The sequence below is a fragment of the Streptomyces curacoi genome (genome assembly GCF_001513975.1).
GTDB classification, from domain to species: domain Bacteria; phylum Actinomycetota; class Actinomycetes; order Streptomycetales; family Streptomycetaceae; genus Streptomyces; species Streptomyces curacoi.
The window spans coordinates 180,892-207,424 of record NZ_KQ947984.1 but is presented as its reverse complement, the minus strand read 5'-3'; the positions used below and the strand labels follow the sequence as shown (position 1 = coordinate 207,424).

The 26,533-nt window shown below is 70.8% G+C and carries 22 protein-coding genes; 10 read left to right on the top strand and 12 right to left on the bottom strand.

Annotated features, from left to right (window positions below):
• Positions 1–26 precede the first annotated feature (26 nt).
• The 3 genes from AQI70_RS00950 to AQI70_RS00940 are packed head-to-tail and all read right to left on the bottom strand — an operon-like array spanning position 27 to position 3,676.
• Positions 27–2,309 (bottom strand): ABC transporter permease, encoded by a 2,283-nt coding sequence (locus tag AQI70_RS00950; protein WP_062142654.1) that lies wholly within the window; start codon positions 2,307–2,309, stop codon positions 27–29.
• Positions 2,310–2,360: 51 nt separating this feature from the next.
• Entirely contained in the window at positions 2,361–3,143 is a 783-nt protein-coding gene (locus tag AQI70_RS00945) for an ABC transporter ATP-binding protein (protein WP_062142651.1), read from the bottom strand.
• Positions 3,144–3,160: 17 nt separating this feature from the next.
• Positions 3,161–3,676, bottom strand: coding sequence for a PadR family transcriptional regulator (locus tag AQI70_RS00940; protein WP_062142648.1), 516 nt, complete (start codon positions 3,674–3,676; stop codon positions 3,161–3,163).
• 124 nt (positions 3,677–3,800) lie between these two features.
• Between AQI70_RS00940 and AQI70_RS00935 the strand changes: the two genes are divergently transcribed.
• The 5 genes from AQI70_RS00935 to AQI70_RS00915 all read left to right on the top strand — a co-directional run bounded on the left by AQI70_RS00935 (position 3,801) and on the right by AQI70_RS00915 (position 10,541).
• Positions 3,801–5,069 carry an ABC transporter substrate-binding protein gene (locus AQI70_RS00935; protein WP_062142645.1) on the top strand — a complete coding sequence of 423 codons (1,269 nt, stop codon included), beginning with the start codon at positions 3,801–3,803 and terminating at the stop codon, positions 5,067–5,069.
• Positions 5,070–5,235: 166 nt separating this feature from the next.
• Positions 5,236–6,906 carry a glycoside hydrolase family 13 protein gene (locus AQI70_RS00930; protein WP_208607264.1) on the top strand — a complete coding sequence of 557 codons (1,671 nt, stop codon included), beginning with the start codon at positions 5,236–5,238 and terminating at the stop codon, positions 6,904–6,906.
• 84 nt (positions 6,907–6,990) lie between these two features.
• A complete protein-coding gene (locus tag AQI70_RS00925; protein WP_062142639.1) occupies positions 6,991–8,322 on the top strand; it encodes an ABC transporter substrate-binding protein in 1,332 nt (443 codons plus the stop codon).
• A gap of 6 nt (positions 8,323–8,328) precedes the next feature.
• Positions 8,329–9,693: an ABC transporter permease gene (locus AQI70_RS00920; protein WP_062142636.1), complete on the top strand. Its 1,365-nt coding sequence runs from the start codon at positions 8,329–8,331 to the stop codon at positions 9,691–9,693.
• An 8-nt stretch (positions 9,694–9,701) separates the two neighbouring features.
• Positions 9,702–10,541 (top strand): carbohydrate ABC transporter permease, encoded by an 840-nt coding sequence (locus AQI70_RS00915; protein ID WP_037889849.1) that lies wholly within the window; start codon positions 9,702–9,704, stop codon positions 10,539–10,541.
• Between the two features lie 182 nt (positions 10,542–10,723).
• Here AQI70_RS00915 and pgl read toward each other — a convergent pair whose 3' ends face one another.
• From pgl to tkt, 5 genes are read right to left on the bottom strand one after another with little or no spacing between them, the layout of a single operon-like run.
• Entirely contained in the window at positions 10,724–11,509 is a 786-nt protein-coding gene (gene pgl, locus AQI70_RS00910) for a 6-phosphogluconolactonase (RefSeq protein ID WP_004002149.1), read from the bottom strand.
• Positions 11,506–12,651 (bottom strand): glucose-6-phosphate dehydrogenase assembly protein OpcA, encoded by a 1,146-nt coding sequence (gene opcA, locus AQI70_RS00905; RefSeq protein ID WP_062142634.1) that lies wholly within the window; start codon positions 12,649–12,651, stop codon positions 11,506–11,508. Before opcA ends, pgl begins: the two co-directional genes overlap by 4 nt.
• Complete coding sequence (gene zwf, locus AQI70_RS00900; RefSeq protein ID WP_037889857.1) at positions 12,648–14,186, bottom strand: glucose-6-phosphate dehydrogenase; 1,539 nt, start codon at positions 14,184–14,186, stop codon at positions 12,648–12,650. The genes opcA and zwf overlap by 4 nt, the downstream gene beginning before the upstream one ends.
• A gap of 4 nt (positions 14,187–14,190) precedes the next feature.
• Entirely contained in the window at positions 14,191–15,309 is a 1,119-nt protein-coding gene (gene tal / locus AQI70_RS00895) for a transaldolase (RefSeq protein ID WP_062142630.1), read from the bottom strand.
• 34 nt (positions 15,310–15,343) lie between these two features.
• Positions 15,344–17,431, bottom strand: coding sequence for a transketolase (gene tkt / locus AQI70_RS00890; RefSeq protein WP_062142627.1), 2,088 nt, complete (start codon positions 17,429–17,431; stop codon positions 15,344–15,346).
• Positions 17,432–17,818: 387 nt separating this feature from the next.
• Here tkt and AQI70_RS00885 point away from each other — a divergent pair, with 387 nt between their 5' ends.
• The 3 genes from AQI70_RS00885 (at position 17,819) to AQI70_RS00875 (ending at position 20,407) form a co-directional block, all read left to right on the top strand.
• On the top strand, positions 17,819–18,787 hold the full coding sequence (locus tag AQI70_RS00885) for a heme o synthase (protein WP_251062116.1): 969 nt from the start codon (positions 17,819–17,821) through the stop codon (positions 18,785–18,787).
• 69 nt (positions 18,788–18,856) lie between these two features.
• Positions 18,857–19,147: a hypothetical protein gene (locus AQI70_RS00880; protein ID WP_062142620.1), complete on the top strand. Its 291-nt coding sequence runs from the start codon at positions 18,857–18,859 to the stop codon at positions 19,145–19,147.
• Positions 19,148–19,300: 153 nt separating this feature from the next.
• A complete protein-coding gene (locus AQI70_RS00875; protein WP_004002156.1) occupies positions 19,301–20,407 on the top strand; it encodes an amidohydrolase family protein in 1,107 nt (368 codons plus the stop codon).
• Positions 20,408–20,467: 60 nt separating this feature from the next.
• On the opposite strand, the gene AQI70_RS00870 is transcribed toward AQI70_RS00875, so the two are convergent.
• From AQI70_RS00870 to AQI70_RS00855, 4 genes are all read right to left on the bottom strand, one after another.
• Entirely contained in the window at positions 20,468–21,490 is a 1,023-nt protein-coding gene (locus AQI70_RS00870; protein ID WP_062142618.1) for a COX15/CtaA family protein, read from the bottom strand.
• 112 nt (positions 21,491–21,602) lie between these two features.
• On the bottom strand, positions 21,603–22,319 hold the full coding sequence (locus AQI70_RS00865; RefSeq protein ID WP_062144888.1) for an ABC transporter permease: 717 nt from the start codon (positions 22,317–22,319) through the stop codon (positions 21,603–21,605).
• A gap of 50 nt (positions 22,320–22,369) precedes the next feature.
• Positions 22,370–23,293, bottom strand: coding sequence for an ABC transporter ATP-binding protein (locus AQI70_RS00860; protein WP_062142615.1), 924 nt, complete (start codon positions 23,291–23,293; stop codon positions 22,370–22,372).
• Positions 23,294–23,338: 45 nt separating this feature from the next.
• Positions 23,339–24,136 (bottom strand): AAC(3) family N-acetyltransferase, encoded by a 798-nt coding sequence (locus tag AQI70_RS00855; RefSeq protein WP_062142612.1) that lies wholly within the window; start codon positions 24,134–24,136, stop codon positions 23,339–23,341.
• A 161-nt stretch (positions 24,137–24,297) separates the two neighbouring features.
• On the opposite strand from AQI70_RS00855, the gene AQI70_RS00850 reads away from it, so the two are divergent.
• Complete coding sequence (locus tag AQI70_RS00850) at positions 24,298–25,059, top strand: helix-turn-helix transcriptional regulator (RefSeq protein ID WP_062142609.1); 762 nt, start codon at positions 24,298–24,300, stop codon at positions 25,057–25,059.
• Positions 25,056–26,477 carry a Fe-S cluster assembly protein SufB gene (sufB, locus tag AQI70_RS00845; RefSeq protein WP_062142606.1) on the top strand — a complete coding sequence of 474 codons (1,422 nt, stop codon included), beginning with the start codon at positions 25,056–25,058 and terminating at the stop codon, positions 26,475–26,477. The genes AQI70_RS00850 and sufB overlap by 4 nt, the downstream gene beginning before the upstream one ends.
• The last annotated feature ends 56 nt before the right edge of the window (positions 26,478–26,533 follow it).

The following is a 26,533-nucleotide window of genomic DNA, read 5'->3' as shown; positions in this document are numbered from 1 at the left end:
CCCCGGGCAACCGTCGGCTCCGCCGGTCAGGCGACCGCGCTCAGGGTGTCCGCGAGGCGGCGACGGGCCGCGCGGGCGGCGGGGACGGCGGCGAGCGCGGCCGCCCCGGTGACCGCTGCCGCGCCGTACAGCAGCAGGAGGGCGGCGGACGGCCCCTGGGCGATCCCGGCGCCGATGCCGCTCGATCTGCCCTGGGCGTCGATCAGCCAGTGCGCGAGGGGCGTGCCCAGGGCCGTACCGATGACGACCGCGGCCAGGGCGGTGCAGGCGGTGGACGTGACGGTGATCGCGGTGATCTGGCGGGGGGACAGGCCGATGGCCTTGAGGGCCAGCAGGTCGCGCTCGCCCTCGCGGACGGTGCCGCCGATCGCGGTCAGCAGCTCGATCAGCCCGATGAGAGCCAGTACGGCGATCAGACCCACGACGACTCCCCGCAGGGGCGAGAGCCCGTCAGCGGGGTTCGGCACGGCGTGCACGTCCAGGCGTCCGGCTCCGGCGGTGACCAGCCGGTCGGCGACCTCCTGCGGGTCCGCGCCCGGGCGCAGCCGCAGCTCGTAGAGGGTGGGGTCGAGGCCGGGGTCGTTCTCGCGGAGGGTGTCGAGGGAGGTGGAGATGACGCGGCCCGCGTTCTCCGGCTCGATGCTGCGGCCCACGATGTGCAGGATCTGCGGCTGGTCGCCGACGGTCATCCGTACCCAGTCGCCGACCTTCACGTCCAGCAGGTCCAGCAGCCCCTGCCCGGCCACCGCCTCGTCGCGTCCCTGTGCGGCCCGGCCCTCGGCCAGGGCGTACGGGTAGGGCTCCGCGCGGGTGCCGAGCCCGCGCAGGGCGATCGTGGCCGTCTGCCCCGGGACCAGGGCGGCCACCTCGACGCCAGGGTAGGCCGCGGCGACCTGCCGGTCGCGCTCCAGCAGCGCGCGGGCGTCCCGCTCGGCCAGGCCGGAGTCGGCACGTGCGGTGAGGGCGGTCGGCAGACCGATCCGCTCCGGCCTGCTGTCGAAACGGTCGATGGTGGTCCAGGCGCTCATCGCGACCACGATCAGCAGCAGCGGCAGCGCCAGCCGGGCGACCGTGGCCAGCGACCGCCTGCGGCCCGTGAAAGCCCGGTGCCAGCCCAGGACCAGCGCGGGCGGCACCCGCAGCCCGAGCCCCCGCCGGGCCGGCCCGGAAAGCCGCCCGCCGAGCGGGGCCGCAGGCCGGGGCACGGGCACCGGGGGCACCCGTCCCGCCCGCCACGCCGCGAGCCCGGTGGTCGCGCCGATGAACAGCACCGCGCCGACCGGCACCACGAGCAGCGCCACGGTGTGCCCCGGCAGCCCCTGCCACACCCCGACCGCGTCCCCGAGCCGCCCCGGGATGCGGCTGCCGAGGGCCTGGATGAGGGCCGCCGCGGCCAGCGCACCCAGCAGCGCGTACGCGAGGTGCTGGATCAGGAAGACGCGCACCACCTGACCCGGCGTGAAGCCGATCGCCTTCAGCACCGAGATGTCCCGCAGATGGCCGCGGATACGGGTGCCGATCGCCCCGTGCACGGCGAGCCCGGCGGCGACCAGTGCGCCCAGCCCGAACAGGCCCAGCACCTGTCCGAGCAGCCGGTTGTCGCCCTGCGCCTCGGCGCGCGCCTGCTTCCAGGTGGACACCTCGTCCACCGCGCCGGCGCCCAGCACGGTCACGGCGCGCTGGACGGCGTAGTCGGTCTCGTCGGGATCCGTCAGACGCAGCCCGATCACCTGGCCGCCGGGCTCGCGCACGGCGGACGGCGGCGCCCAGACCAGCCCCGGCTGCTCGCCGGGCCGGTAGCGCGGCTCGGCGCTGTCGGCGATGCCGAGGACGGTCAGGGTCCGGCCGGTGCCGGGCAGGGTGAGGGTGTCGCCGGGGGCGGCCAGCAGGGCGCGGGCCAGACGGCTCTCCAGGACGACGCCGTCGGGGTTCGCGGGGTCCAGCCAGTGGCCGGAGGTGAGGAGCGGGCGGTCGACGGCGGGGCGTTCGGGTGTGCCGCGCAGTTCGACGGAGGCGCGGGTGCCGCGGGCGGCGACGGTGGTCGTGGCGGTGGGGTAGGGGCCTGCGACGGACTCGACGGCGCCGACCGAGGACAGCCGGCCGGTGTCGGCCGAGGAACTGGTGTGCAACCACACGTGCGCGCCGTTGGCCTGGGTGAAGACGCGCTGCCAGGGGTTGGTGGCGTAGCCGAAGAGAGCCGTGGCCAGCAACAGCGACACGACGATGCCGGCCGTGGCCAGCACGAGGAACAGCGCCTCGCCGCGGTGCGTGCGCAGATCGGAGTGCGCCCAGCGCAGGGTGGCTCGCACCGGCCTCAGCCCCTCGGCCCGCGTACGGGGCAGTGGTCGTACACCGGCATGTCAGTCCCTGAGCTCCAGCACACCCGATATCCCGGCCCGGCGCGACGGCGTCCCGCCGTCCAGCTCGGCGTCGTCCGCGATCCGCCCGTCGAAGAAGCTGATCACCCGGTCCGCGGCGCTCGCCAGCCGTGCGTCATGCGTGACCAGCACGATCGTCTGGCCGCGCTGGTGGAAGCGGGACAGCAGCCGCATCACCTCGCGGGTGCCCTTGCTGTCCAGGCTGCCCGCGGGTTCGTCGGCCAGCAGCAGCGGGGGACGGTTGACCAGGGCCCGGGCCAGCGCGACCCGCTGCTGCTCGCCGCCGGACAGCTCACCCGGCATGCTCCGCTCCTTGCCCGCGAGGCCCAGCTCGGCCAGCAGCTCCGCCCGCTCGGCGCGGGCCCGCTTGGGCGGGACGCCGGCGAGCAGGGCGGGCAGCTCGACGTTGTCGGCGACGGACAGGTCGGAGACCAGGTTGAAGAACTGGAAGACGATGCCCAGGCGCTTTCTGCGCTCCACCGCCCAGCGCGCCTCGCTCCACTTGTCCGCGCACTCGCCGTCCAGCCAGATGCTGCCGCTGTCGGGCCGCTGCAGTCCGCCCAGCAGATGCAGCAAGGTCGACTTGCCGGCACCGGACGGACCGGTGATCGCCACGAACTCGCCCTGCCGGACCGCCAGATCGACCCCGCGCACGGCATACGCCGGAGCGCCCTCGCCGTAATGCGTCTTGACCAGGCCCTCGGCGCGCAGCACAGGGCTCCGGGGACCTTCCTTGGGCGCCGCGGCACCGTCGGCGCGCAGCACAGGAGTGGAATCGTCGCTCACTCCAGCTCCTCCAGCTCTTCCTGGCACCGCTCCAGCCAGTCGAGGTCTGCCTGCAGGTGCAGCATCGCGCCCTCTATCAGCAGATGGGCGATGCGGTTGTCCCGGTCCTCGGCGCCGGCCAGTTTCGACAGCTGACGCATGGTGTTCAGGTACTGGCGCCGCTGTCTGTTGATGAGGGCGATCTGGTCGGCGAGACCGGTCTGCGGGGCGAGGGCCAGCTTCATGAAGAACTCGTCCCGTACCCGCGGCTCGTCCTCGGGCTCCTCGAACCAGGCGCGCAGCGCCTCACGCCCGGCATCGGTGAGGTGGTAGACCTTTTTGTTGGGTCGGCTGGACTGCTCGACGTCCTCGCCCTCGATCAGTCCCTGCTTCTCGAGGCGGCCGAGGGTGACATAGATCTGGCCGACGTTCGGCTGAGGGTACGCGGAGCCCAGCGTCTGCTCAAGGTCCTGCTTGAGCTCGTAGCCGTGGGCCGGTCCGCGCGCCAGCAGGGCCAGGAGGGGCAGCCGCACTCGCGCTCTCCTCCTCGCATCCGGGTAATGTGCCGCAAGGCCTAGTATCGCGCATACCTAACAGGTATACATGGCCTCTGACTCCGGGCGAAGGTGCCCAGGGCCGGTGTGCAAGGAGGAACCTATGCGGTGGATACACGCCGCCGGTAGGGGCCTTCTCGTCCTCGTCGTGATCTTGGCGGGTTACATCGCTTCCGGCGCCCGGGGCGACGAGAGCACCGCGAGCGGCCGGGGGCCCCTGACCCTCGCCACCGCCGGCGACCTCACCGGCTATCTCGGTTCCGTGCTGGCGGGCTGGAACCGCGCCCACCCCGGCGAGAAGGTCACCCTCGTCGAACTGCCGGACTCCGCCGACGAGACCCGCGCGCAGATGATCACCGACCTGCGCGACGGCGACGGCGGCCGCTTCGACCTGCTCAACATCGACGTCAGCTGGACCTCGGAGTTCGCGGCGCACGGCTGGATCCGCCCGCTGCCCCGCGACCGCTTCCCGCTCGGCACCTTCCTCCCGCCGGTCGTGGACACGGCGACCTACGACGGCCAGCTGTACGCCGTCCCGTACGTCACCAACGCCGGTCTGCTCCTCTACCGCAAGGACATCCTCGCCAAGGAGGGCGTCGACCCGCCGCGCACCTGGTCCGAACTGGAACGGGCCGCGAAGACCATCGCGCCCGAGTACGGCCTCGACGGCTACGCGGGCCAGTTCCTGCCGTACGAGGGCCTCACCGTCAACGCCGCCGAGGCCGTCTACTCGGCGGGCGGCTCGATCCTCGGCGACGAGGGCGAGCGCGTCACCGTGAACTCGACGGCGGCCCGCGAAGGCATCGGCTTCCTCGCCCGTGGGGTACGCGAGGGCTGGATCCCCGAGCGTGCGCTCACCTACAAGGAGGAGGAGTCCAAGCAGGCCTTCCAGGACGGACGCCTGCTGTTCCTCCGCAACTGGCCCTACGCCTACGTCGGCGCGTCGGCCGAGGGCTCACCGGTGGCCGGGAAGATCGGCGCCGTACCGCTGCCGGGTCCGGACGGACCGGGGGTGAGCGTCCTGGGCGGTTCCAACCTGGCCGTCAGCGCCCACGCCCGGCATCCCGACTCGGCCGCCCGTCTGATCGCGTACCTGACCAGTGAGCGTGTCCAGCGCCAGGTCCTCGGCCGCGGTGCGCTGCCGCCCGTGCGGGCCGACCTGTACGAGGATCCGGAGCTGGTCCGGGAGTTCCCGTATCTGCCGACCCTGCGCGAGAGCGTGCTCACGGCCGCGCCGCGCCCGAAGAGCCCGCGCTACGACCAGGTGAGCCTGGTCGTGCAGGCGGTCGTGCACGACGCCATGGCCGGCCGTGTGACGCCCGAGGCGGCGGTGCGACGGCTGGCGCGCGAGCTCGACGCCGTCGCCCGCTGACCGCAGCTCCACTGCTCAGCCGCTCGCGGCCGTAGTTACTTGTTAGGTAACGCCGACGTCTCATCTCGGTTCGCAATGCTGGGCTATGTCCCATTTCAGGTAGGCAACTGCCGAGTAGCTTGCGCTCAATTCATTGACACCCTCGCGACACCGCTACTTAACATGCATGCATAACTGCTGCCCTTCACAGAGACAGGTCAATGGGTTGAACAGGCTCCCTTGGTGGCGCGACGCGGTGATCTACCAGGTGTACGTCCGCAGCTTCCTCGACAGCACCGGCGACGGCGTCGGCGATCTCGCCGGGGTCCGGGCCGGGCTGCCGTACCTGAAGAAGCTCGGGGTCGACGGGATCTGGCTGAGCCCCTTCTATCCCTCGCCGCAGCACGACCACGGCTACGACGTGGCCGACTACTGCGACGTCGACCCGCTCTTCGGCGACCTCGCCGAGTTCGACCTGCTGGTCGCGGCGGCCCGCCGGCTCGGCATCAAGGTGCTGCTCGACATCGTCCCCAACCACTGCTCCAGCGAGCACCCGTGGTTCGCCGAGGCCCTGGCCGCCGGACCCGGCAGCCCGGCCCGCGCCCGCTTCCACTTCGCCGACGGCCGCGGCGCCGACGGCTCCGAGCCGCCCAACAACTGGCACTCCATGTTCGGCGGCCCGGCCTGGAGCCGGGTGACCGAGGCGGACGGCCGGCCCGGCCAGTGGTACCTGCACATGTTCGCGTCCGAGCAGCCCGACTGGAACTGGCGCAACCCCGAGATCCCCGCCGAGTTCGACCGCATCCTCCGCTTCTGGCTGGACCGGGGCATCGACGGCTTCCGTATCGACGTCGCCGCCGGCCTCTTCAAGCACCCGGATCTGCCCGACTCGGACGACCCGGAGGCCGACGCCCGCACCCGCGACTCGGTCAACCCGCTCGCCTGGAACCAGCCCGAGGTGCACGAGGTGTGGCGCCGGTGGCGTGCCATCTGCGAGGAGTACACCGCCCGCGACGGCCGCGAGCGCCTCCTCGTCGGCGAGGTGTCCGTCCCGACGGCCCGCGAGCACGCCCTGTACGTCCGCCCGGACGAGCTCCACCAGGCCTTCTTCTTCGACCTGCTCAGCGCCCCCTGGGACGCCGACGCCTTCCGCAAGGTCATCTCCGAGGCCATGCAGGACATCGCCGGCACGGGCTCGACGGTCACCTGGGTCCTCAACAACCACGACCAGGTCCGCACCGTCACCCGCTACGGCGAACCCGCGACCGAGGGCAGCGGCCTCGGCGCCGCCCGCGCCCGCGCCGCCGCACTGCTGATGCTGGCGCTGCCCGGAGCCGCGTACATCTACCAGGGCGAGGAGCTGGGCCTGCCGGAGGTCGTCGACCTGCCCGACGACGTGCTCACCGACCCCATCTTCCGCCGCACCGGCAGCCGCGCCCGCATCCGCGACGGCTGCCGGGTGCCGCTGCCCTGGTCGGGACAGGCGTCACCGTTCGGCTTCACCTCCGGCGCGGAGAGCGCCAGGCCGTGGCTGCCGCAGCCGGAGTACTTCGCCGAGTACGCCACCGACCGCGCCCTCGCCGACACCCGCTCCTTCTGGCACCTCTACCGCGACGGCCTCCAACTGCGCGCTGCGCTTCCCCAGTTGGGCGAGGGAACACTGCGCTGGCTGGACAGCCCGCCCGGCGTCCTGGCCTTCGCCCGCGGCGACGGCCTCGTCTGCGCCGTCAACTTCGGTACGGCGACCGTCCCCGCGCCGGTCTCCGGCACCCCCCTGCTGTCCAGCGGCCCCTGCCCGGCCGGAGTGCTGCCCGGCTCCACGGCGGCCTGGTGGATGAGCGACGGGACCCGGCCCTGAGGTCCTGAGGCCCTGATCCCTGCTGACCCGTACCGACCGTCCTGATTTTCCGTGAATTGCCCACCCCCCGAAGGGACATCAACGATGATGCGACGCCGTACGACCCTGCTCACCAGCTGCACCGCCCTCGCCCTGGCGCTCGGCGCGACCGCCTGTGGCGGCGGCCCCGTCTCCGCGGGCGGCGGCGACAAGGCGCTCAGCGGTCAGACGGTCACCGTGGCCGGTGTCTGGTCCGGCACCGAGCAGAAGAACTTCCAGAAGGTGCTGGACGCGTTCAGCGAGAAGACCGGCGCCAAGACCCAGTTCACGTCCACCGGGGACAACGTCTCCACCGTCGTCGGCAGCAAGATCGAGGGCGGCAACGCCCCCGACGTGGTGATGGTCCCGCAGGTCGGGGTGCTCCAGCAGTTCGCGCAGAAGGGCTGGCTCAAGCCGCTGTCCAAGACCGCACAGCAGTCCGTGGACGCAAACTTCGCGCCCGTGTGGAAGAACTACGGCAGCGTCGACGACACCCTCTACGGCCTGTACTTCAAGGCCGCCCACAAGTCGACCGTCTGGTACAGCCCGGACGCCCTCGCGCAGGCCGGTGTCGAGGCGCCGAAGAGCTACGACGAGATGCTGAAGGCCGGGCAGACCATCTCCGACTCCGGCCTCGCCGCCTTCTCGGTCGCCGGGCAGGACGGCTGGACCCTCACCGACTGGTTCGAGAACGTCTACCTCTCGCAGGCCGGACCCGAGAAGTACGACGCCCTCGCCGCGCACAAGCTGAAGTGGACCGACGCGTCCGTGGTCGAGGCCCTCACCACGCTCGGCAAGCTGTTCAAGGACAAGCAGCTGATCGCGGGCGGCCAGAAGGAGGCCCTCAACACCGACTTCCCGGGCTCGGTGGAGAAGGTGTTCGGGCCCAAGCCCGAGGCGGGCATGGTCTACGAGGGCGACTTCGTCGCCGGCGTCGCCAAGGACCAGTTCGGCAGGACGATCGGCGAGGACGCGAACTTCTTCCCCTTCCCGGCGGTCGGCGGTGGCAAGGCACCGGTGGTCAGCGGTGGTGACGCGGCCGTCGTCCTGAAGGACGGCAAGAACCAGAAGGCCGGCATGGCGCTCCTGGAGTACCTGGCGACACCGGAGGCCGCGGCGGTCTGGGCCGAGGCGGGCGGCTTCCTGTCCCCGAACAAGAACCTCGACCTCGCGTCGTACGGCGACGACGTCACCCGCGCGACCGCCAAGTCCCTCGTCGCCGCGGGCGATTCGGTCCGCTTCGACATGTCCGACCAGGCCCCGGCGGCCTTCGGCGGCACGAAGGGCGCGGGCGAGTGGAAGCTGCTCCAGGACTTCCTGCGCGACCCGTCGGACCCGAAGGGGACCGCGGCGAAGCTGGAGGCCGCGGCGGCCAAGGCGTACCAGGGCCAGGGCTGACCTGCCATGACCGCCACACTCGTGAAAGAGGCGAGCCCCACGCCCACCGCGGGCGCCGGCAGGACACGGGCCCGGCGCACGCGGCGGCGTGGACGGCTCGTCGCCCTTCTCTTCGTCTTCCCCGCCCTGCTCCTGCTGGGCGCCCTGGTCGTCTACCCCGTCCTCTTCTCCGTCGGACGCAGCTTCTTCGACGCCTCCGGCACCCGTTTCGTGGGCGGCGAGAACTACGCCGAGATGTTCCGCGACCCGGCCACCCTCAAGGCGATCCGCAACACCACGATCTGGGTCGTCGTCGCCCCGGCCCTGCTGACCGGCCTCGGCCTGATCCTGGCCGTGCTGGTGGAGAAGGTCCGCTGGGCCACCGCGTTCAAGCTGCTGCTGTTCATGCCGATGGCGGTGTCCTTCCTCGCCGCCGGGATCATCTTCCGGCTCGCCTACGACGCCGACCCGGACAAGGGCGTGCTCAACGCCGCGGCCGTCTCCCTGCACGACGCCTTCCAGGGCACGTCGACCTATCCGACGGCCCGGGCGCGCGACGGACAGGGGCTGACCGAGGCAGCGGACGGCTCGTACCGCACGAGTACGAGCGTGTCCCCGGGGCAGGCGGTGACGCTGGGCCTGGTCGGGGTGCTCCCCGACGACCTGCCCGAAAGTGCCGAGCCGGCGTACCCGGCCGCGGCGCGCGAGGCGGCGCCCGGTGAACTGCGCGGCGTCGTGTACCTCGACTTCACGCCCGGCGGGGGAGGGGAGCAGGGCAAGGTCGACCGGCGGGAGAGCGGGCTGCCGGAGATGAAGGTCGAGGCGGTGCGGGCCGGGAAGGCGGTCGCGTCGACGACCACCGCGGCCGACGGTTCCTTCCGCTTCGAGGGGCTGGACGACGGCTCGTACGCGGTGAGGCTCCCGGCCTCGAACTTCGCCGCCCCCTACGAGGGGATCTCCTGGCTCGGGCCGACGCTCGTCACACCGGCGATCATCGGGGCGTACCTGTGGATCTGGACCGGCTTCGCGATGGTCCTGATCGGCGCGGGGCTCGCGGCGCTCCCCCGGGACGCGCTGGAGGCGGCGCGGATGGACGGCGCGAACGAGTGGCAGATCTTCCGGCGGATCACGGTGCCGCTGCTGGCGCCCGTGCTGACGGTCGTGTTCGTCACCCTCGTCATCAATGTGATGAAGGTCTTCGACCTCGTCTACATCATCGCGCCGGGGCCGGTTCAGGAGGACGCGACCGTGCTCGCGACACAGATGTGGCTGGTGTCGTTCGGCGGCGGCAACAACCAGGGCCTGGGCAGCGCGCTGGGCGTACTGCTCCTGCTGCTCGTGATCCCCGCGATGGTCTTCAACGTCCGCCGCTTCCGAAGGAGTCAGCGATGAACGCGGCCATGAACACGGTCAGGCGCGGACTGGGCAACGGGGTCGTCCAGGCCTTCCTCGTGGTGGTCGGGCTGGTGTGGATGACACCGCTGGCCGGGCTGTTCCTCTCCTCGCTGCGGTCCGCCGAGGACACGGCGAAGGGCGGCTGGTGGACGGTGTTCACCAGCCCCGGCCAGCTGTCCTTCGACAACTACTCGGCGCTGCTGGGCAACGCCGGTATCAGCCAGGCATTCTGGAACACCGTGCTGATCTCGGTGCCGACGACCGTGCTGGTCGTGGTCCTCGCGGCGCTCGCCGGGTACGCCTTCGCGTGGCTGGACTTCCCGGGGCGCGAGGCGATCTTCCTGGTCGTGGTGGCGCTGCTGGTGGTGCCCGTGCAGATCGGGCTGCTGCCGGTCGCCAAACTCTTCGGCCAGCTGGGGCTGTTCGGCACGATTCCCGGCGTCGTCCTCTTCCATGTGGCGTACGGGCTGCCGTTCGCCGTGTTCCTGCTGCGGAACTACTTCGCCGAGATGCCGAAGGAGATGCTGGAGGCGGCTCGGATGGACGGGGGCAGCGAGTGGCGGATCTTCACGCGGCTGGTGCTTCCGGTGGGGCGGCCGGCGATTGCCTCACTGGCCATCTTCCAGTTCCTGTGGGTGTGGAACGACATGCTGGTGGCGTTGCTGTTCGCCGACAGCGCGTCACAGCCGCTCACGGTGGCACTTCAGTCCCAGATACGGCAGTTCGGCAGCAACATCGATGTGCTGGCGCCGGGGGCGTTCGTGTCGCTGGTGGTGCCGGTGGTGGTGTTCTTCGCGTTCCAGCGGCACTTTGTGCAGGGCGTGATGGCGGGTTCGGTGAAGTAGGGTTCTCGCCCCCGCCGCCCCTGCCCTCCCCCAGAGGGGGGACCCCCACCGTCCCCTGGGGGCTGCCGCCCCCAGACCCCCGCTTCGGCCCTGAACGGGCCTCGTCCTCAAACGCCGGACGGGCTGAAAACCAGCCCGTCCGGCGTTTGAGGAGCGGGTTCACGGGGCGGAGCCCCCTGAACTCACGGCGACGCAGGCGGATACAGCGACCTCGGCAGCTGCGACGCCGCCGCCGAGTCCAGCAGCCACAGGGTCCTCGAACGGCCGTACGCTCCCGCCGCCGGCGCCTGGATCTCGCCCGCGCCCGACAGTGCGATCGCCGCAGCCTGGGCCTTGTCCTCGCCCGCCGCCAGCAGCCAGACCTCACGAGCCGAGCGGATCGCCGGGAGCGTGAGGGTCACTCGGGTCGGCGGCGGCTTCGGGGCACCGTGGACGCCGACGACCGTGCGCTCGGTCTCCCGTACCGCGGGGAGTTCCGGGAAGAGGGAGGCCACGTGCGTGTCGGGACCCACGCCCAGCATCAGGACGTCGAACGTCGGGACCGAGCCGTGGTTCTCCGGACCCGCGGCCCTCGCCAGCTCCTCCGCGTACGCGGCCGCCGCCGCATCCACGTCCGTGCCGAACGGACCGTCCGACGCCGGCATGGCATGCACCCGCTTCGGGTCCAGCGGCACCGCGTCCAGCAGAGCCTCGCGCGCCTGCGTGACGTTGCGCTCCGGGTCACCCTCGGGGAGGAAGCGCTCGTCGCCCCACCAGAGGTCCAGGCGCCCCCAGTCGATGGCGCCCCGGGCCGGGGCGGCCGCGAGCGCGGCCAGCAGGCCGTTGCCGTTGCGGCCGCCCGTGAGGACCACGGACGCCGAGCCCCGGGAGGCCTGCGCGTCCACGATCTTCGTGATCAGCCGGGCCGCCGCGGCCTGTGCCATCAGCTCCTTGTCGTGGTGCACGACGAGCTGGGGTGCCGTACTCACTTCGCCGCCGCCTTTTTCACCGGTTCCTGCGCCGTCGCTGCCTTCGCGGGTGCTTTCGCAGCGGCTTCGACGGGAGTCTCGACCGCTGCTCCTTTGGCCGGTGATCCTTTCGTGGCCGGTGATCCCTCCGTGGCCGGGGGCTCCTCGGGGGCCGGCGATTCCTCGGCCTGGGTCTCGGCCACGGCGGCTTCCCCGCCCCGGACGCCCGAGGCGGGGACGGTGTTCAGCCGCTCCACCCCGAACCGCAGCGCCGACGCGTACGTGTCGTCCGGGTCGAGCCGCCGCAGCTCCTCCGCGATCAGCTCGGCCGTCTCCCGCCGCTTCAGCGCCACCGCGCGGTCCGGCTGGCCCTGGATGGAGAGGGTCGCCAGGGAACCGTCCGCCCGGTCCAGCGCTATCGGGCCGCAGTCGGTGTCCATACGGACCGCCGTCAGACCGGGGCCCGACGACAGCGACCGCTTCACGGGGACGTCCAGCCGGTCCGCGAGCCACATCGCCAGCAGCTCACAGCTCGGGTTGAACTCCTCGCCCTCCACCTCGACGGCCTTCACCTCGCAGACCACCTGGTCAAGAGCCGCCGCCAGCATCGAGCGCCACGGCGTGATCCGGGTCCAGGACAGATCCGTGTCACCCGGCGTGTAGGTGTCGGCCCGGGCCGACAGGTCCCGCACCGGCTGCTCCGAGGCGTATGTGTCGGTCACCCGGCGCTGGGCCAGCGCGCCCAGCGGGTCGTTCGCCGGGTCGAGCGGCGCGTTCACCGGCCACCACACGACGACCGGGGCGTCCGGCAGCAGCAGCGGCAGGACCACCGACTGGGCGTGGTCGACCACCTCGCCGTACAGGCGCAGGACCACCGTCTCGCCGGTGCCCGCGTCCGCGCCCACCCGCACCTCGGCGTCCAGCCGGGACTGCGTACGGTCGCGGGGCGAGCGCGAGACGCGCTTGATGACCACCAGCGTGCGCGAGGGGTGCTCGCGCGAGGCGTCGTTGGCGGCCTTCAGGGCGTCGTAGGCGTTCTCCTCGTCCGTCACGATGACCAGCGTGAGCACCATGCCGACGGCCGGGGTGCCGATGGCCCGGCGGCCCTGCACCAGCGCCTTGTTGATCTTGCTGGCCGTGGTGTCGGTCAGGTCTATCTTCATGGGCGGCGCCAGCTCCGTCCGTCTCGCTCGAGCATTTCGTCCGCCTCGACGGGACCCCACGTGCCGGCCGGGTACTGGGCCGGCCTGCCGTGCTTGTCCCAGTACTCCTCGATCGGGTCGAGGATCTTCCAGGACAGCTCGACCTCCTCGGTGCGCGGGAAGAGGTTGGCGTCACCGAGCAGGACGTCCAGGATCAGCCGCTCGTAGGCCTCCGGGCTGGTCTCGGTGAAGGACTCGCCGTAGGCGAAGTCCATGGAGACGTCCCGGATCTCCATCGACGTGCCGGGGACCTTGGAGCCGAAGCGGACCGTGACGCCCTCGTCGGGCTGGACGCGGATCACGATCGCGTTCTGGCCGAGCTCCTCGGTGGCCGTCGTGTCGAAGGGGGAGTGCGGAGCGCGCTGGAAGACCACCGCGATCTCGGTGACACGGCGGCCGAGCCGCTTGCCGGTGCGCAGATAGAAGGGGACACCCGCCCAGCGGCGGTTGTCGATCTCCAGCTTGATCGCGGCGTAGGTGTCCGTCTTGGAGTTGGGGTTGATGCCCTCCTCCTGGAGGTACCCGACCGCCTTCGCGCCGCCCTGCCAGCCGGCCGCGTACTGCGCGAACACCGTGTCGCGCCCCAGGTCCCTGGGGAGCCTGACCGCCCCGAGCACCTTGGTCTTCTCCGCCGCCAGCGCGTCCGCGTCGAAGGAGGCGGGCTCCTCCATGGCCGTGAGCGCCATGAGCTGGAGGAGGTGGTTCTGGATGACGTCGCGCGCCGCGCCGATGCCGTCGTAGTAGCCCGCCCGGCCGCCGATGCCGATGTCCTCCGCCATGGTGATCTGCACATGGTCGACGAAGGACCGGTTCCAGATCGGCTCGAACATCGTGTTGGCGAAGCGCAGCGCCAGGATGTTCTGGACGGTCTCCTTGCCCAGGTAGTGGTCGATGCGGAAGACCTGGTCCGGGGCGAAGACCTCGTGGACGACCTTGTTGAGCTCCTCGGCCGACTTCAGGTCGTGGCCGAAGGGCTTCTCGATGACCGCGCGCCGCCAGGAGCTGGGCGTCTGGTCGGCCAGGCCGTGCTTCTTCAGCTGCTGGATGACCACCGGGAAGGAACGCGGCGGCACCGAGAGGTAGAAGGCGAAGTTGCCGCCCGTGCCCTGGGCCTTGTCCAGCTCCTCGATCGTGGCGCGCAGCCGCTCGAAGGCGTCGTCGTCGTCGAAGGTGCCCTGCACGAAGCGCATGCCCTGGATGAGCTGGTGCCAGACCTCCTCGCGGAAGGGGGTGCGGGCGTGCTCCTTGACCGCGTCGTGGACCTCCTGCGCGAAGTCCTCGTTGGCCCACTCGCGGCGGGCGAAGCCGACCAGCGAGAAGCCCGGCGGCAGCAGACCCCGGTTCGCGAGGTCGTACACGGCGGGCATCAGCTTTTTACGTGACAAATCGCCCGTAACGCCGAAGATCACCAGGCCCGACGGCCCCGCGATACGCGGGAGCCGTCGGTCGGCGGCGTCACGAAGCGGGTTCGCTTCCGTGACGGTGAAGGGTGGCAAGGGATCAGCCCTCCACGGGGGCGAGGCGCTGGAGCTCCGCCTCGGTCGACTTCAGCAGGTCGTTCCAGGACGCCTCGAACTTCTCGACGCCCTCGTCCTCAAGGAGCTGGACCACGTCGTCGTACGAGATCCCGAGCTTCTCGACCGCGTCCAGGTCGGCACGGGCCTGCTCGTAGGTGCCGGCGATGGTGTTGCCGGTGATCTCGCCCTTCTCCTCGGTGGCCTGGAGAGTGGCCTCCGGCATGGTGTTCACCGTGTTCGGCGCCACCAGCTCGTCGACGTACAGGGTCGGCTTGTACGCCGGGTCCTTCACACCGGTCGAGGCCCACAGCGGACGCTGCTTGTTGGCGCCCGCGTTCTCCAGCGCGCTCCAGCGGTCGGAGGAGAAGACCTCCTCGTACGCCTGGTAGGCGAGGCGCGCGTTGGCCACGCCCGCCTTGCCGCGGGCGGCCTTGGCCTCGTCGGTGCCCAGGGCGTCGATCCGCTTGTCGATCTCGGTGTCCACGCGGGACACGAAGAAGGAGGCGACCGAGTGGATCTTGGACAGGTCCAGGCCCTTGGCCTTGGCCTTCTCCAGGCCGGCCAGGTAGGCGTCCATGACCTCGCGGTAGCGCTCCAGCGAGAAGATCAGCGTGACGTTGACGCTGATGCCGTTGCCGATGACCTCGGTGATCGCCGGGAGGCCCGCCTTGGTGGCCGGGATCTTGATGAGGGTGTTGGGACGGTCCACCAGCCAGGCCAGCTGCTTGGCCTCGGCGACGGTCGCCCGGGTGTTGTGGGCGAGGCGCGGGTCGACCTCGATGGAGACCCGGCCGTCCTGGCCGCCGGTGGCGTCGAAGACCGGGTGCAGGATGTCGGCGGCGTCCCGGACGTCCGCCGTGGTGATCATGCGGATCGCCTCTTCGACCGTGACCTTGCGGGCGGCGAGGTCGGCGAGCTGCTGGTCGTAGCCGTCGCCGCTGCTGATCGCCTTCTGGAAGATCGTCGGGTTGGTGGTGACACCGACGACGTGCTGCTGGTCGATCAGCTCGGAGAGGTTGCCGGACGTGATGCGCTGGCGCGACAGGTCGTCCAGCCAGATCGCGACGCCTTCCTCGGAGAGGCGCTTCAGTGCGTCTGTCATGGAAAATCAAACTCCTACGTCTCGTATATGAGCGTCAGCGCTGGGCCGCGGCGAGGGATTCCCGCGCGGCGGCGGCCACGTTCTCGGCAGTGAAGCCGTACTCCCGGAAGAGGACCTTGCCGTCGGCCGAAGCACCGAAGTGCTCCAGGGAAACGATGCGACCCGCGTCCCCGACGTACTTGTGCCAGGTGAGACCGATACCGGCCTCCACCGCCACACGCGCCTTGACGGACGGCGGCAGGACGCTGTCCCGGTACCCCTGGTCCTGCTCCTCGAACCACTCCACCGACGGCATGGACACGACCCGCGTCGGCACCCCGGCCGCCTGCAGCTGCTCACGCGCCTCGACGGCCACGTGCACCTCGGAACCGGTCGCGATCAGGATGACCTGCGGCTCACCACCGTCGGCCTCGAACATCACGTAACCGCCGCGCGCGGCGTCGTCGTTGGCCTCGTACGTCGGCACACCCTGACGGGTCAGCGCCAGACCGTGCGGCTGCCCCTTGCCGAACTCCTTGGTGTAGCGCCCCAGGATCTCGCGCCAGGCGATCGCGGTCTCGTTGGCGTCCGCGGGGCGGACGATGTTCAGACCCGGGATGGCCCGCAGCGAGGCCAGGTGCTCGATGGGCTGGTGGGTCGGGCCGTCCTCACCGAGGCCGATGGAGTCGTGCGTCCACACGTACGTCACCGGCAGGTGCATCAGCGCCGACAGACGCACGGCGTTGCGCATGTAGTCGGAGAAGACCAGGAAGGTGCCGCCGTAGATACGGGTGTTGCCGTGCAGCGCGATGCCGTTCATCTCCGCGGCCATGGAGTGCTCGCGGATGCCGAAGTGGATCGTGCGGCCGTAGGGCTGCGCCTCGGGGAGCGGGTTGCCGGCCGGGAGGAACGACGACGTCTTGTCGATCGTCGTGTTGTTGGAGCCGGCCAGGTCGGCCGAGCCGCCCCACAGCTCCGGGATGACCGCACCCAGCGCCTGCAGCACCTTGCCGGAGGCGGCACGCGTGGCGACGCCCTTGCCGGGCTCGAAGACCGGGACCTTCTCCTCCCAGCCGGTGGGCAGCTCGCCCTTGCTGATGCGGTCGTACTCGGCGGCGCGCTCGGGGTTGTTGTCCCGCCACTGCTGGAAGGACTTCTCCCACACGGCGCGGGCCGCCTGGCCGCGCTCGATCGCCTGGCGGGTGTGGTTGATGACCTCGTCGGAGACCTCGAAGGACTGCTCCGGGTCGAAGCCGAGGACGCGCTTGGTGGCCGCGACCTCCTCGTCGCCCAGCGCCGAGCCGTGGGCGGCCTCGGTGTTCTGCGCGTTCGGGGCGGGCCAGGCGATGATCGAGCGCATCGCGATGAAGGACGGCTTGTCGGTGACCGCCTTGGCCTGCTGGATCGCGTCGTAGATGGCGGCCGGGTCGAGGTCGCCGTTCTCCTGCGGCTCGACGCGCTGCACATGCCAGCCGTACGCCTCGTACCGCTTGCAGACGTCCTCGGAGACGGCCGTCTCGGTGTCACCCTCGATCGAGATGTGGTTGTCGTCCCACAGCAGAACCAGGTTGCCGAGCTTCTGGTGGCCGGCCAGCGAGGAGGCCTCGGCGGAGATGCCCTCCTGGAGGCAGCCGTCACCGGCGATGACGTAGACGAAGTGGTCGAAGGGGGAGGTGCCCTCGGGGGCCTCCGGGTCGAACAGACCGCGCTCGTAGCGGGCGGCCATGGCCATGCCGACGGCGTTGGCGACACCCTGGCCCAGCGGGCCGGTGGTGGTCTCGACGCCGACGGTGTGGCCGTACTCCGGGTGGCCGGGGGTCTTCGAACCCCACGTCCTGAACGCCTTCAGGTCGTCCAGCTCCAGGCCGAAACCGGCCAGGTACAGCTGGGTGTAGAGGGTCAGGGACGAGTGGCCGGCGGACAGCACGAAGCGGTCACGCCCGACCCAGTCGGCGTCCGCCGGGTCGTGCCGCATCACCTTCTGGAAGAGGGTGTAGGCGGCAGGCGCCAGGCTCATCGCCGTACCCGGATGGCCGTTGCCGACCTTCTGTACGGCGTCGGCGGCCAGGACTCGGGCGGTGTCGACGGCCCGCTGGTCCAACTCGGTCCACTCGAGGTCTGTGGTGGTCGGCTTGGTGCTCACCCTGGGTCAGGGCTCCTCTCCACACATGTCGGGTACCGGTCTGCTGGGCGTGCGCCCACCGGCTGCCGGTGCACTGGGCGCCCACCGGCCGTTGCTGAGCCTACCCCCGTGCGAACGTGCATCTTTTCGAGTCATTACAGACTGCCGGGACTCTTGGAGGTCCGCCTCCCGACTGGCCGGGATCGCATTCGGCAACTGAATACGCACCCGCTCATCCGACTGCTCAATCGAGCGTCGGCGCGCCCGTCGAACCATGCCGGGTACGCACGTCCGAGCCCGCCCCCGGACACGACCCCACCCCCGCGGATGTCCGGGTCTGGGCAACGTCTACAGTGGCGTGGTACGCGCGAGCCTTTACCGGGACTTCACACGGGGAGGCTTGCTGGGATGTCTCTGTCAGGGGTGTGCGTGACGGCCGTTGAATCCCGTCCAGCGGGGATTATCGGGACGAGCCAGAGCCCGAGCCGGCGGCCGTTGGGGGCCCGGGTCAAGGCGTTCGTGGCGCTGACCAAGCCGCGGATCATCGAGCTGCTGCTGATCACCACCGTGCCGGTGATGTTCCTGGCCGAGCGGGGTGTACCGGACCTGGGCCTGGTGCTGCTGACCTGCGTCGGCGGCTACCTCTCCGCCGGCGGCGCCAACGCGCTCAACATGTACATCGACCGTGACATCGACGCGCTCATGGACCGCACCTCGCAGCGCCCCCTGGTCACCGGGATGGTCAGCCCGCGCGAGTGCCTGGCCTTCGGCATCACGCTGGCGGTCGTCTCGACGCTGCTGTTCGGCCTCACCGTCAACTGGCTGAGCGCCTGGCTCTCCCTCGGCGCACTCCTCTTCTACGTCGTCGTCTACACGATGATCCTCAAGCGCCGTACGTCGCAGAACATCGTGTGGGGCGGCATCGCGGGCTGCATGCCGGTACTGATCGGCTGGACGGCCGTCACGAACTCCCTCACCTGGGCGCCGCTCATCCTCTTCATGGTGATCTTCTTCTGGACGCCGCCGCACTACTGGCCGCTGTCCATGAAGGTGAAGGAGGACTACGCGCGCGTGGGCGTGCCGATGCTTCCGGTCATCGCCTCCAACAAGGTCGTCGCCAAGCAGATCGTGATCTACAGCTGGGTGATGGTCGCCGTCTCCCTGCTGCTGACCCCGCTGGGCTACACCGGCTGGTTCTACACCGCGGTCGCCCTGGGCGCGGGCGGCTGGTGGCTGTGGGAGGCGCACGCGCTCCAGAACCGCGCGAAGGCGGAGGTGACGGGCGCGAAGCTGAAGGAGATGCGCCTGTTCCACTGGTCGATCACGTATGTGTCGCTGCTGTTCGTGGCGGTGGCGGTGGACCCGTTCCTGCGGTAGGGGCGCTGAGGCAGGGGTCACGCACCCTGCCCGTCGCCATTCGATCTACTCGTCGGTAGCATCCTGGCCATGGCAGACAAGGTGGCCAAGCTGGCCAAGCAGATCAACGCCTTCGCGAAGTCCCACGGCGGCGCCGAGACCCAGGTCGCATACATCGGACAGCGCGGCGCCCGCATCGTGCTCGTCGGCGAGGACGGCGGCTGGGGGGACCTGGTGGCACCGTCGTACGAGATCGCCGAGAAGGCGGTGGAGAAGTCCGGGCTGACGCGCCATGAGTCCTTCGACGGCGAGTTCGCGGCAAAGGTGCGGACGGGCAAGTACGAGTGGAAAAGGATGGCCGGCATCCAGATCGGCGGCTGAGCAGCCGGCCCAAGGGGCGCGGGGAACTGCGCGGCCGGCTCACGACGGCCCGCACCCGCCGAACAACCTGAGCCACCCTCCCCCTTTCGCAACACCAACTCGCCGGTTCACCCGTTAGGACCTGTAAGCAGCGTCCACCACGGGGAGAACCGGATGATCGAAACGCCGTCCCTCGTGGACCAGTACTGCCACGGTGTACTGCGAACAGAGCTGGGCCTCGGCACCTTCGAGGCCCAGCTGGCCCGCACCGAAGGCCCCCCGGCACCCGGCACCACCCTCTTCGACACCCAGACCGGTTTCGCCGTACGCCGCTGGTGCCCCCCACTGCTCGGCCTGGAACCGCACTGCCCACCCGCCCGCTATCTCGCCCGGCGCCGAGAGCTCGGCGTACTGGAGGCGGGCCGGCGACTGCTGCGGGGCAGCGGCATCACGACGTACCTGGTCGATACCGGTCTGCCGGGTGACCTCACCGGCCCCGCCGAGCTGGCGTCCGCCGCCTCCGCCGAGGCCCGCGAGATCGTGCGCCTGGAACTCCTCGCCGAACAGGTCGCCGACACTTCGGGGACCGTCGAGTCGTTCCTGGCCAACCTCGCCGAGTCGGTGCACGGCGCGGCGGCGAACGCGGTCGCCTTCACCTCCGTGGCCGGGGTACGCCACGGCCTCGCCCTCGCGCCCGAGCCTCCGGGGCCCGGAGAGGTACGGGGCGCGGCGGGCCGCTGGCTGGCGGCGCGCCGCGTGGGAGGGGAGCTGACCGACCCGGTCCTGCTGCGACACCTGCTCTGGATCGCCGTGGCCTCGGGACTGCCGCTCCAGCTGCACGCCGGGCTGGGGGAGCCGGGACTGCGCATCGACCGTACCGACCCGGTGCTGCTCACGGACTTCGTCCGCGCCACGGCCGGCCTCGGCACGGACCTGATCCTGCTGCACGGCTACCCGTACCACCGCCACGCCGCCCACCTGGCCGGCGTCTTCCCGCACGTCTACGCCGACTCGGGCGCCGCACTCATCCGCACGGGCGCCCGCGCGGCCACGATCCTCGCCGAGATCCTGGAACTGGCCCCCTTCGGCAAGATCCTCTTCTCCAGCGGGGCCCAGGTCCTGCCCGAGCTGCATGTGGTGGGCGCCCGGCTCTTCCGCGAGGCCCTCGCCAGGGTGCTCGGCGGCTGGGTCGCCGAGGGCGCCTGGTCGCTGGCGGACGCACAGCGGGTGGCGGGGATGGTGGCGTCGGGGAACGCCAAGCGGGTGTACGGGCTGGAGTGACGGGCTTCAGAGGTCGGGATTTTGCGAGGCGCGCAGGACGCAGGGCCCGGTAGGCGCGGGCTACCTCGGACCGGCGAGCGACGCGCTCGTTGTGTCGTACGACTGAGCGGGCAGGTCGGGCACCGCGGTCTCGGGCCGTTCCCGCAGGGACAGCAGTACCCGCAGCACCGCGATCCACGTCACGGCCGAGCCGAACATGTGCAGGCCGACCAGGATCTCCGGGAGGTCCGTGAAGTACTGGACGTAGCCGATGACGCCCTGGGCGAGGAGGATCAGGAAAAGGTCGCGGGTGCGGTTCAGGGGGCCCTTCGGGGCGTCGACCGCCTTGAGGACGAACCACAGCGCGAACGTCAGGGTGACCACGATCCAGGCCAGCACGGCGTGCAGCTTGGTGACGTTCTCCCAGTCCAGCGGCATCCGCTCGACCTCGCTGGAGTCGCCCGCGTGCGGGCCCGCGCCGGTCACCACCGTGCCCACGGCGATCAGCAGCGCCGAGCCCACGACCAGGACCCACACCAGCTGCTGCACCGACCTGCCGACCAGCGGGCGCGGAGCCGCGTCGCTCTCCCGGGTGCGCTGCCACATCACCGTGGCGACCGCGATCAGGGCCGAGGTGAGCATGAAGTGCGCCGCGACCGTGTACGGGTTCAGGCCGACCAGCACCACGATGCCGCCCAGGACCGCGTTGCCCATCACGATCCAGAACTGCGCCCAGCCCAGCCGGGTCAGGCCGCGCCGGTACGGCTTCTCGGAGCGGGCCGCGATGATCGCCCAGCCGACGGCCGCGCACAGCACGTACGTCAGCATGCGGTTGCCGAACTCGATGGCGCCGTGCACGCCCATCTCACTGGTCGCGGTGAGCGAGTCGTCGGTGCACTTGGGCCAGGTCGGGCAGCCGAGCCCGGAGCCGGTGAGCCGTACCGCACCGCCGGTGACCACGATGACCACCGACATCACGAGCGCGGACAGTGCCGCCCGCTGAACCGTCCCAGGGGCCGGGGTCCAGCGTGCGGCGAGGAAGGCGAGCGGGTTGCGCACGGCCGCTACGGCGTCTGCGCGGGTCAGGTTTGGCACGCGCTCCATCGTAGGCGCCCGCTTGTGCACGCTTTCACGAGGGGTCCGCTCTCGGCGGGCGGCGCTGCCGGCGCTGCCGGGTCGGTGCAGGGAGTCTTGCTCTCCCGCCCGGGTGCGAACGTCACTCCCAGCGGAAGAACCGCCCCGCCGCCGTCAGCCCCACGACCGCCCACACCGCCAGGATCCCCAGGTCCCCCCACGGCACACCGGCCCCGTGCTGGAGCACGTCGCGCAGACCGTCCGACAGCGCGGAGATCGGCAGCAGTGCCAGGACGTCCTGCGCCCCGGACGGGAACTTGTCGAGCGGCACGATCACCCCGCCGCCCACGAGCAGCAGCAGGAAGACCAGGTTGGCGGCGGCCAGCGTGGCCTCCGCCCTGAGCGTGCCCGCCATCAGCAGGCCGAGGCCGGAGAAGGCCGCCGTACCGAGGACGAGAAGGAGGAGTACGGCCAGCGGGTTGCCGTGCGGGGACCAGCCGAGGGCGAAGGCGATCACTGTCAGCAGGGCGATCTGCAGGACCTCGGTGACCAGCACCGACGCCGTCTTCGCCGTCATCAGGGCCCATCGGGGCAGCGGCGAGGAGGCCAGCCGCTTCAGCACGCCGTACCGGCGCTCGAAGCCGGTGGCGATCGCCTGGCCCGTGAACGCCGTCGACATCACGGCGAGGGCCAGGACGCCGGGGGCGAGGAAGTCGACGGCCTTGCCGACGCCCGTGTCGACGATGTCCACCGAGCTGAACAGGACCAGCAGCAGGGTGGGGATCACGACGGTCAGGAGCAGCTGCTCGCCGTTGCGCAGCAGCATCTTCGTCTCAAGCGCAGCCTGGGCCGCGATCATGCGGGGGAGGGGGGCGGCCCCCGGCTTGGGGGTGTAGGTGCCAGCGGTGGTCACGAGCGCAGCTCCTTGCCGGTCAGCTCCAAGAAGACGTCCTCCAGGGTGTGCCGCTCCACCGAGATCCGGTCCGGCATCACCCCGTGCTGCGCACACCACGACGTCACCGTCGCGAGCAGCTGCGGGTCGACCTTGCCGACGACCCGGTAGGAGCCCGGGGTCAGCTCGGCGGCGGTGCAGTCGGCGGGCAGGGCCTTCAGGAGGGACCCCACGTCCAGGCCGGGGCGGCCGGTGAAGCGCAGGGTGTTCTCGGCGCCGCCCCGGCACAGCTCCTCCGGGGAGCCCTGGGCGATGACCCGGCCCGCGTCGATGATCGCCACGTCGTCGGCGAGCTGCTCGGCCTCGTCCATGTAGTGGGTCGTGAGGATCACGGAGACCCCGTCGGCGCGCAGGTCCCGGACCAGGTCCCAGGTGGCCCGGCGGGCCTGCGGGTCGAGACCGGCGGTCGGCTCGTCGAGGAACACCAGCTCCGGGCGGCCGACCACGGCCATGGCGAGCGCGAGCCGCTGCTGCTGGCCGCCGGAGAGGCGGCGGTAGGTGGTCCGGCCGCAGCTGCCCAGCCCGAGCCGCTCGATGAGGGCGTCGACGTCCAGCGGGTGCGCGTGCAGCTTCGCCACGTGCCGCAGCATCTCGTCCGCCCGCGCGCCCGAGTAGACGCCGCCGGACTGCAGCATCACGCCGACGCGGGGCCGCAGCTCACCGGACTGTCTCACCGGGTCGAGGCCCAGGACACGCACCGTGCCGGAGTCCGGCTTCCGGTACCCCTCGCAGGTCTCGACCGTCGTCGTCTTGCCCGCGCCGTTGGGTCCGAGTACGGCGGTGACACCGGCCCGGGCCACCAGATCGAGACCGTCCACCGCGGTTTTGTCGCCGTACCGCTTCACCAGGGCCTGGACCTGGACCACGGGCTCAGTTCGCATGGCTCCAGAGTCTAGGTTCGGGGGCCGCGGCTCCGGTCGGCGGGTTCAGATCTCCTCCTCACGCGGCCGGTGCACCGCGAGCCACCGCTCGGCGTACGCCACCGCGTCGGCCACCGGGAACAGCCGCGCGTCGGCCGCGCCCACCTTGCCGCGTACAACGGGACGGTCCCGCTCGAAGTCGTGGCCCAGCTCGTCGAACCGGTCCGAGGTGATCGCCACCTCGGTCACCACCTCCCAGCCCGTGGGCCCCGGCCGGCCCACCTTCACCAGCGGTGACGGAATGCGGTACTCGGCCAGATGGAAGCTGGTGCAGCTGTCGTAGCCGGCGCCGAGCAGCAGCACGCGCGCGTAGAGCGCCTCCAGCTTCGCCAGCGGGCTGCGCTCGCCGAGCCGGCAGTCGGGAGCGTGCCCCTCGACGATCTCCGCCGCGCGCGGCCCTACGGCGGCGAAGGACGTCTGCGGATGCGCGCTGCGCAGGGCGCCCGGCCAGGTCCGTACGGTCTCCGGTATCACCCCGACCCCGAGGCTGCGCGTGACGAGGGGGTCGTACGCCGGCATCGTGGCCCGAATGGTGTCCCACCACTCCTCGGGCACCGGCGGATTGCTCCACACGCGCGGGTCCGAGAGGTCGCCGGACTGGGTGGGGACCACGAGCGTGCCGTCCGGGCCGAGTGCGTCGAGCAGTCCCCGGACGACCGTGACGGCGCCTCCGCAGACCCAGCCGAGTGAGCTGAGGGAGGAGTGCACGAGGAGGGTTTCGCCGGGCCTGACGCCGAGCTCGCGCAGCTGTGCGGCGAGGGCGTCCCGCGTGACAAGAGGGCCGGTCGGAGGGGGTGTCGACATGGTTGGGAAGTGTCCCGGAAGGGGCGCGGCGGCGCTACCGATTTGATCGATCAAAGATCGTTTCCGCAGGTCAGATTAGGTATGCCTAAGTGACGCAGGGCACCATCCAGCCGCCCGGACGCGGCTTGCCTGGCTCTGAAGAATTACGCAACAATGGCGTTGTGAAAAACGTCGGCGAGGCTCGGGAGACCCCCATGGGAACCCCTCAGGAGGAGCTCGCGGCCGGATTGCGCTCGGATCGCTCCACGCGCAACCGGGTCGCGCGGTCCATCCTGGACCACGGCCCGTCGACCGTCGCCGAGCTGGCCGGCCGGCTGGGCCTCACCCAGGCCGCCGTACGCAGGCATCTGGACGCGCTGGCCGCGGACGACGTCGTGGAGGCCCGGGAGCAGCGGGTGTACGGCACGCGCACGCGAGGCCGTCCCGCCAAGGTCTTCGCGCTCACCGACTGCGGCCGCGACGCCTTCGACCAGTCGTACGACAAGCTCGCCGCGGACGCCCTGAAGTGGATCGCCGAGCGCGAGGGCGGGCAGGAGGCGGTCGCCGCCTTCGCCCGGGCCCGGATCGCCGCCCAGGCGAGCGCGTACCGCAAGGCGATCGAGGCGGCCACCCCCGACAAGCGCACCGAAGCCCTGGCCAAGGCCCTGAGCGCGGACGGGTACGCTGCTACGGCGCGCAGCGCGCCCCTCCCGCAAAAAGGCGAGCAGCTGTGCCAGCACCACTGCCCGGTCGCCCATGTCGCGGAGCAGTTCCCGCAGCTGTGCGAGGCGGAGACGGAATTTTTCGCCGAGCTGCTCGGTACGCATGTGCAGCGGCTGGCGACCATCGCGCACGGCGACGGCGTCTGCACGACGTTCATCCCCAAGATTTCCCACACCACCCATAACGCACCTGCAAGCACGGCCGGGAGGAACCCCGCATGACTCTCCCCACGGAGACTGCCCACCCTGAGCTCGAGGGTCTGGGCAAGTACGAATACGGCTGGGCCGACTCCGACGAAGCCGGCGCCTCTGCGAAGCGCGGTCTGAGCGAGGATGTCGTCCGCGACATCTCGGCGAAGAAGAACGAGCCGGAGTGGATGACCAAGCTCCGCCTCAAGGGCCTGCGCCTGTTCGACAAGAAGCCCATGCCGAACTGGGGCTCGGACCTCTCGGGCATCGACTTCGACAACATCAAGTACTTCGTACGCTCCACGGAGAAGCAGGCGGAGTCCTGGGAGGACCTGCCCGAGGACATCAAGAACACCTACGACAAGCTCGGCATCCCCGAGGCGGAGAAGCAGCGCCTCGTCGCCGGTGTCGCGGCCCAGTACGAGTCGGAGGTCGTCTACCACCAGATCCGTGAGGACCTGGAGGAGCAGGGCGTCATCTTCCTCGACACCGACACCGCCCTGAAGGAGCACCCGGAGCTCTTCAAGGAGTACTTCGGGACCGTCATCCCGGTCGGTGACAACAAGTTCGCGTCGCTGAACACCGCCGTGTGGTCGGGCGGCTCCTTCATCTACGTGCCGAAGGGCGTGCACGTGGAGATCCCGCTCCAGGCCTACTTCCGTATCAACACGGAGAACATGGGCCAGTTCGAGCGGACCCTGATCATCGTCGACGAGGGTGCCTACGTGCACTACGTCGAGGGCTGCACCGCCCCGATCTACAAGTCGGACTCGCTGCACTCCGCGGTCGTCGAGATCATCGTCAAGAAGAACGCCCGCTGCCGCTACACGACCATCCAGAACTGGTCGAACAACGTCTACAACCTGGTCACCAAGCGCGCCGTCGCCTACGAGGGCGCGACCATGGAGTGGATCGACGGCAACATCGGCTCCAAGGTGACGATGAAGTACCCGGCCGTCTACCTGATGGGCGAGCACGCCAAGGGCGAGACCCTGTCCATCGCCTTCGCGGGCGAGGGGCAGCACCAGGACGCCGGCTCGAAGATGGTCCACATGGCGCCGAACACGTCGTCCAACATCGTGTCGAAGTCCGTCGCCCGCGGTGGCGGCCGTACCTCCTACCGTGGTCTGGTGGAGATCGGCGAGGGCGCCCACGGCTCGAAGTCGAACGTGCTGTGCGACGCGCTGCTCGTCGACACCATCTCCCGCTCGGACACGTACCCGTACGTGGACGTCCGGGAGGACGACGTGTCCATGGGCCACGAGGCCACCGTCTCCAAGGTCTCCGAGGACCAGCTCTTCTACCTGATGAGCCGCGGTCTGAGCGAGTTCGAGGCGATGGCGATGATCGTGCGCGGCTTCGTCGAGCCCATCGCGAAGGAGCTGCCCATGGAGTACGCCCTTGAGCTCAACCGGCTGATCGAGCTGCAGATGGAAGGCGCGGTCGGTTAAGACCGGTCTCCGGTAAGCAGCTAGCGAAATCTGACGTAGGAAAGAGAGCAGACCGA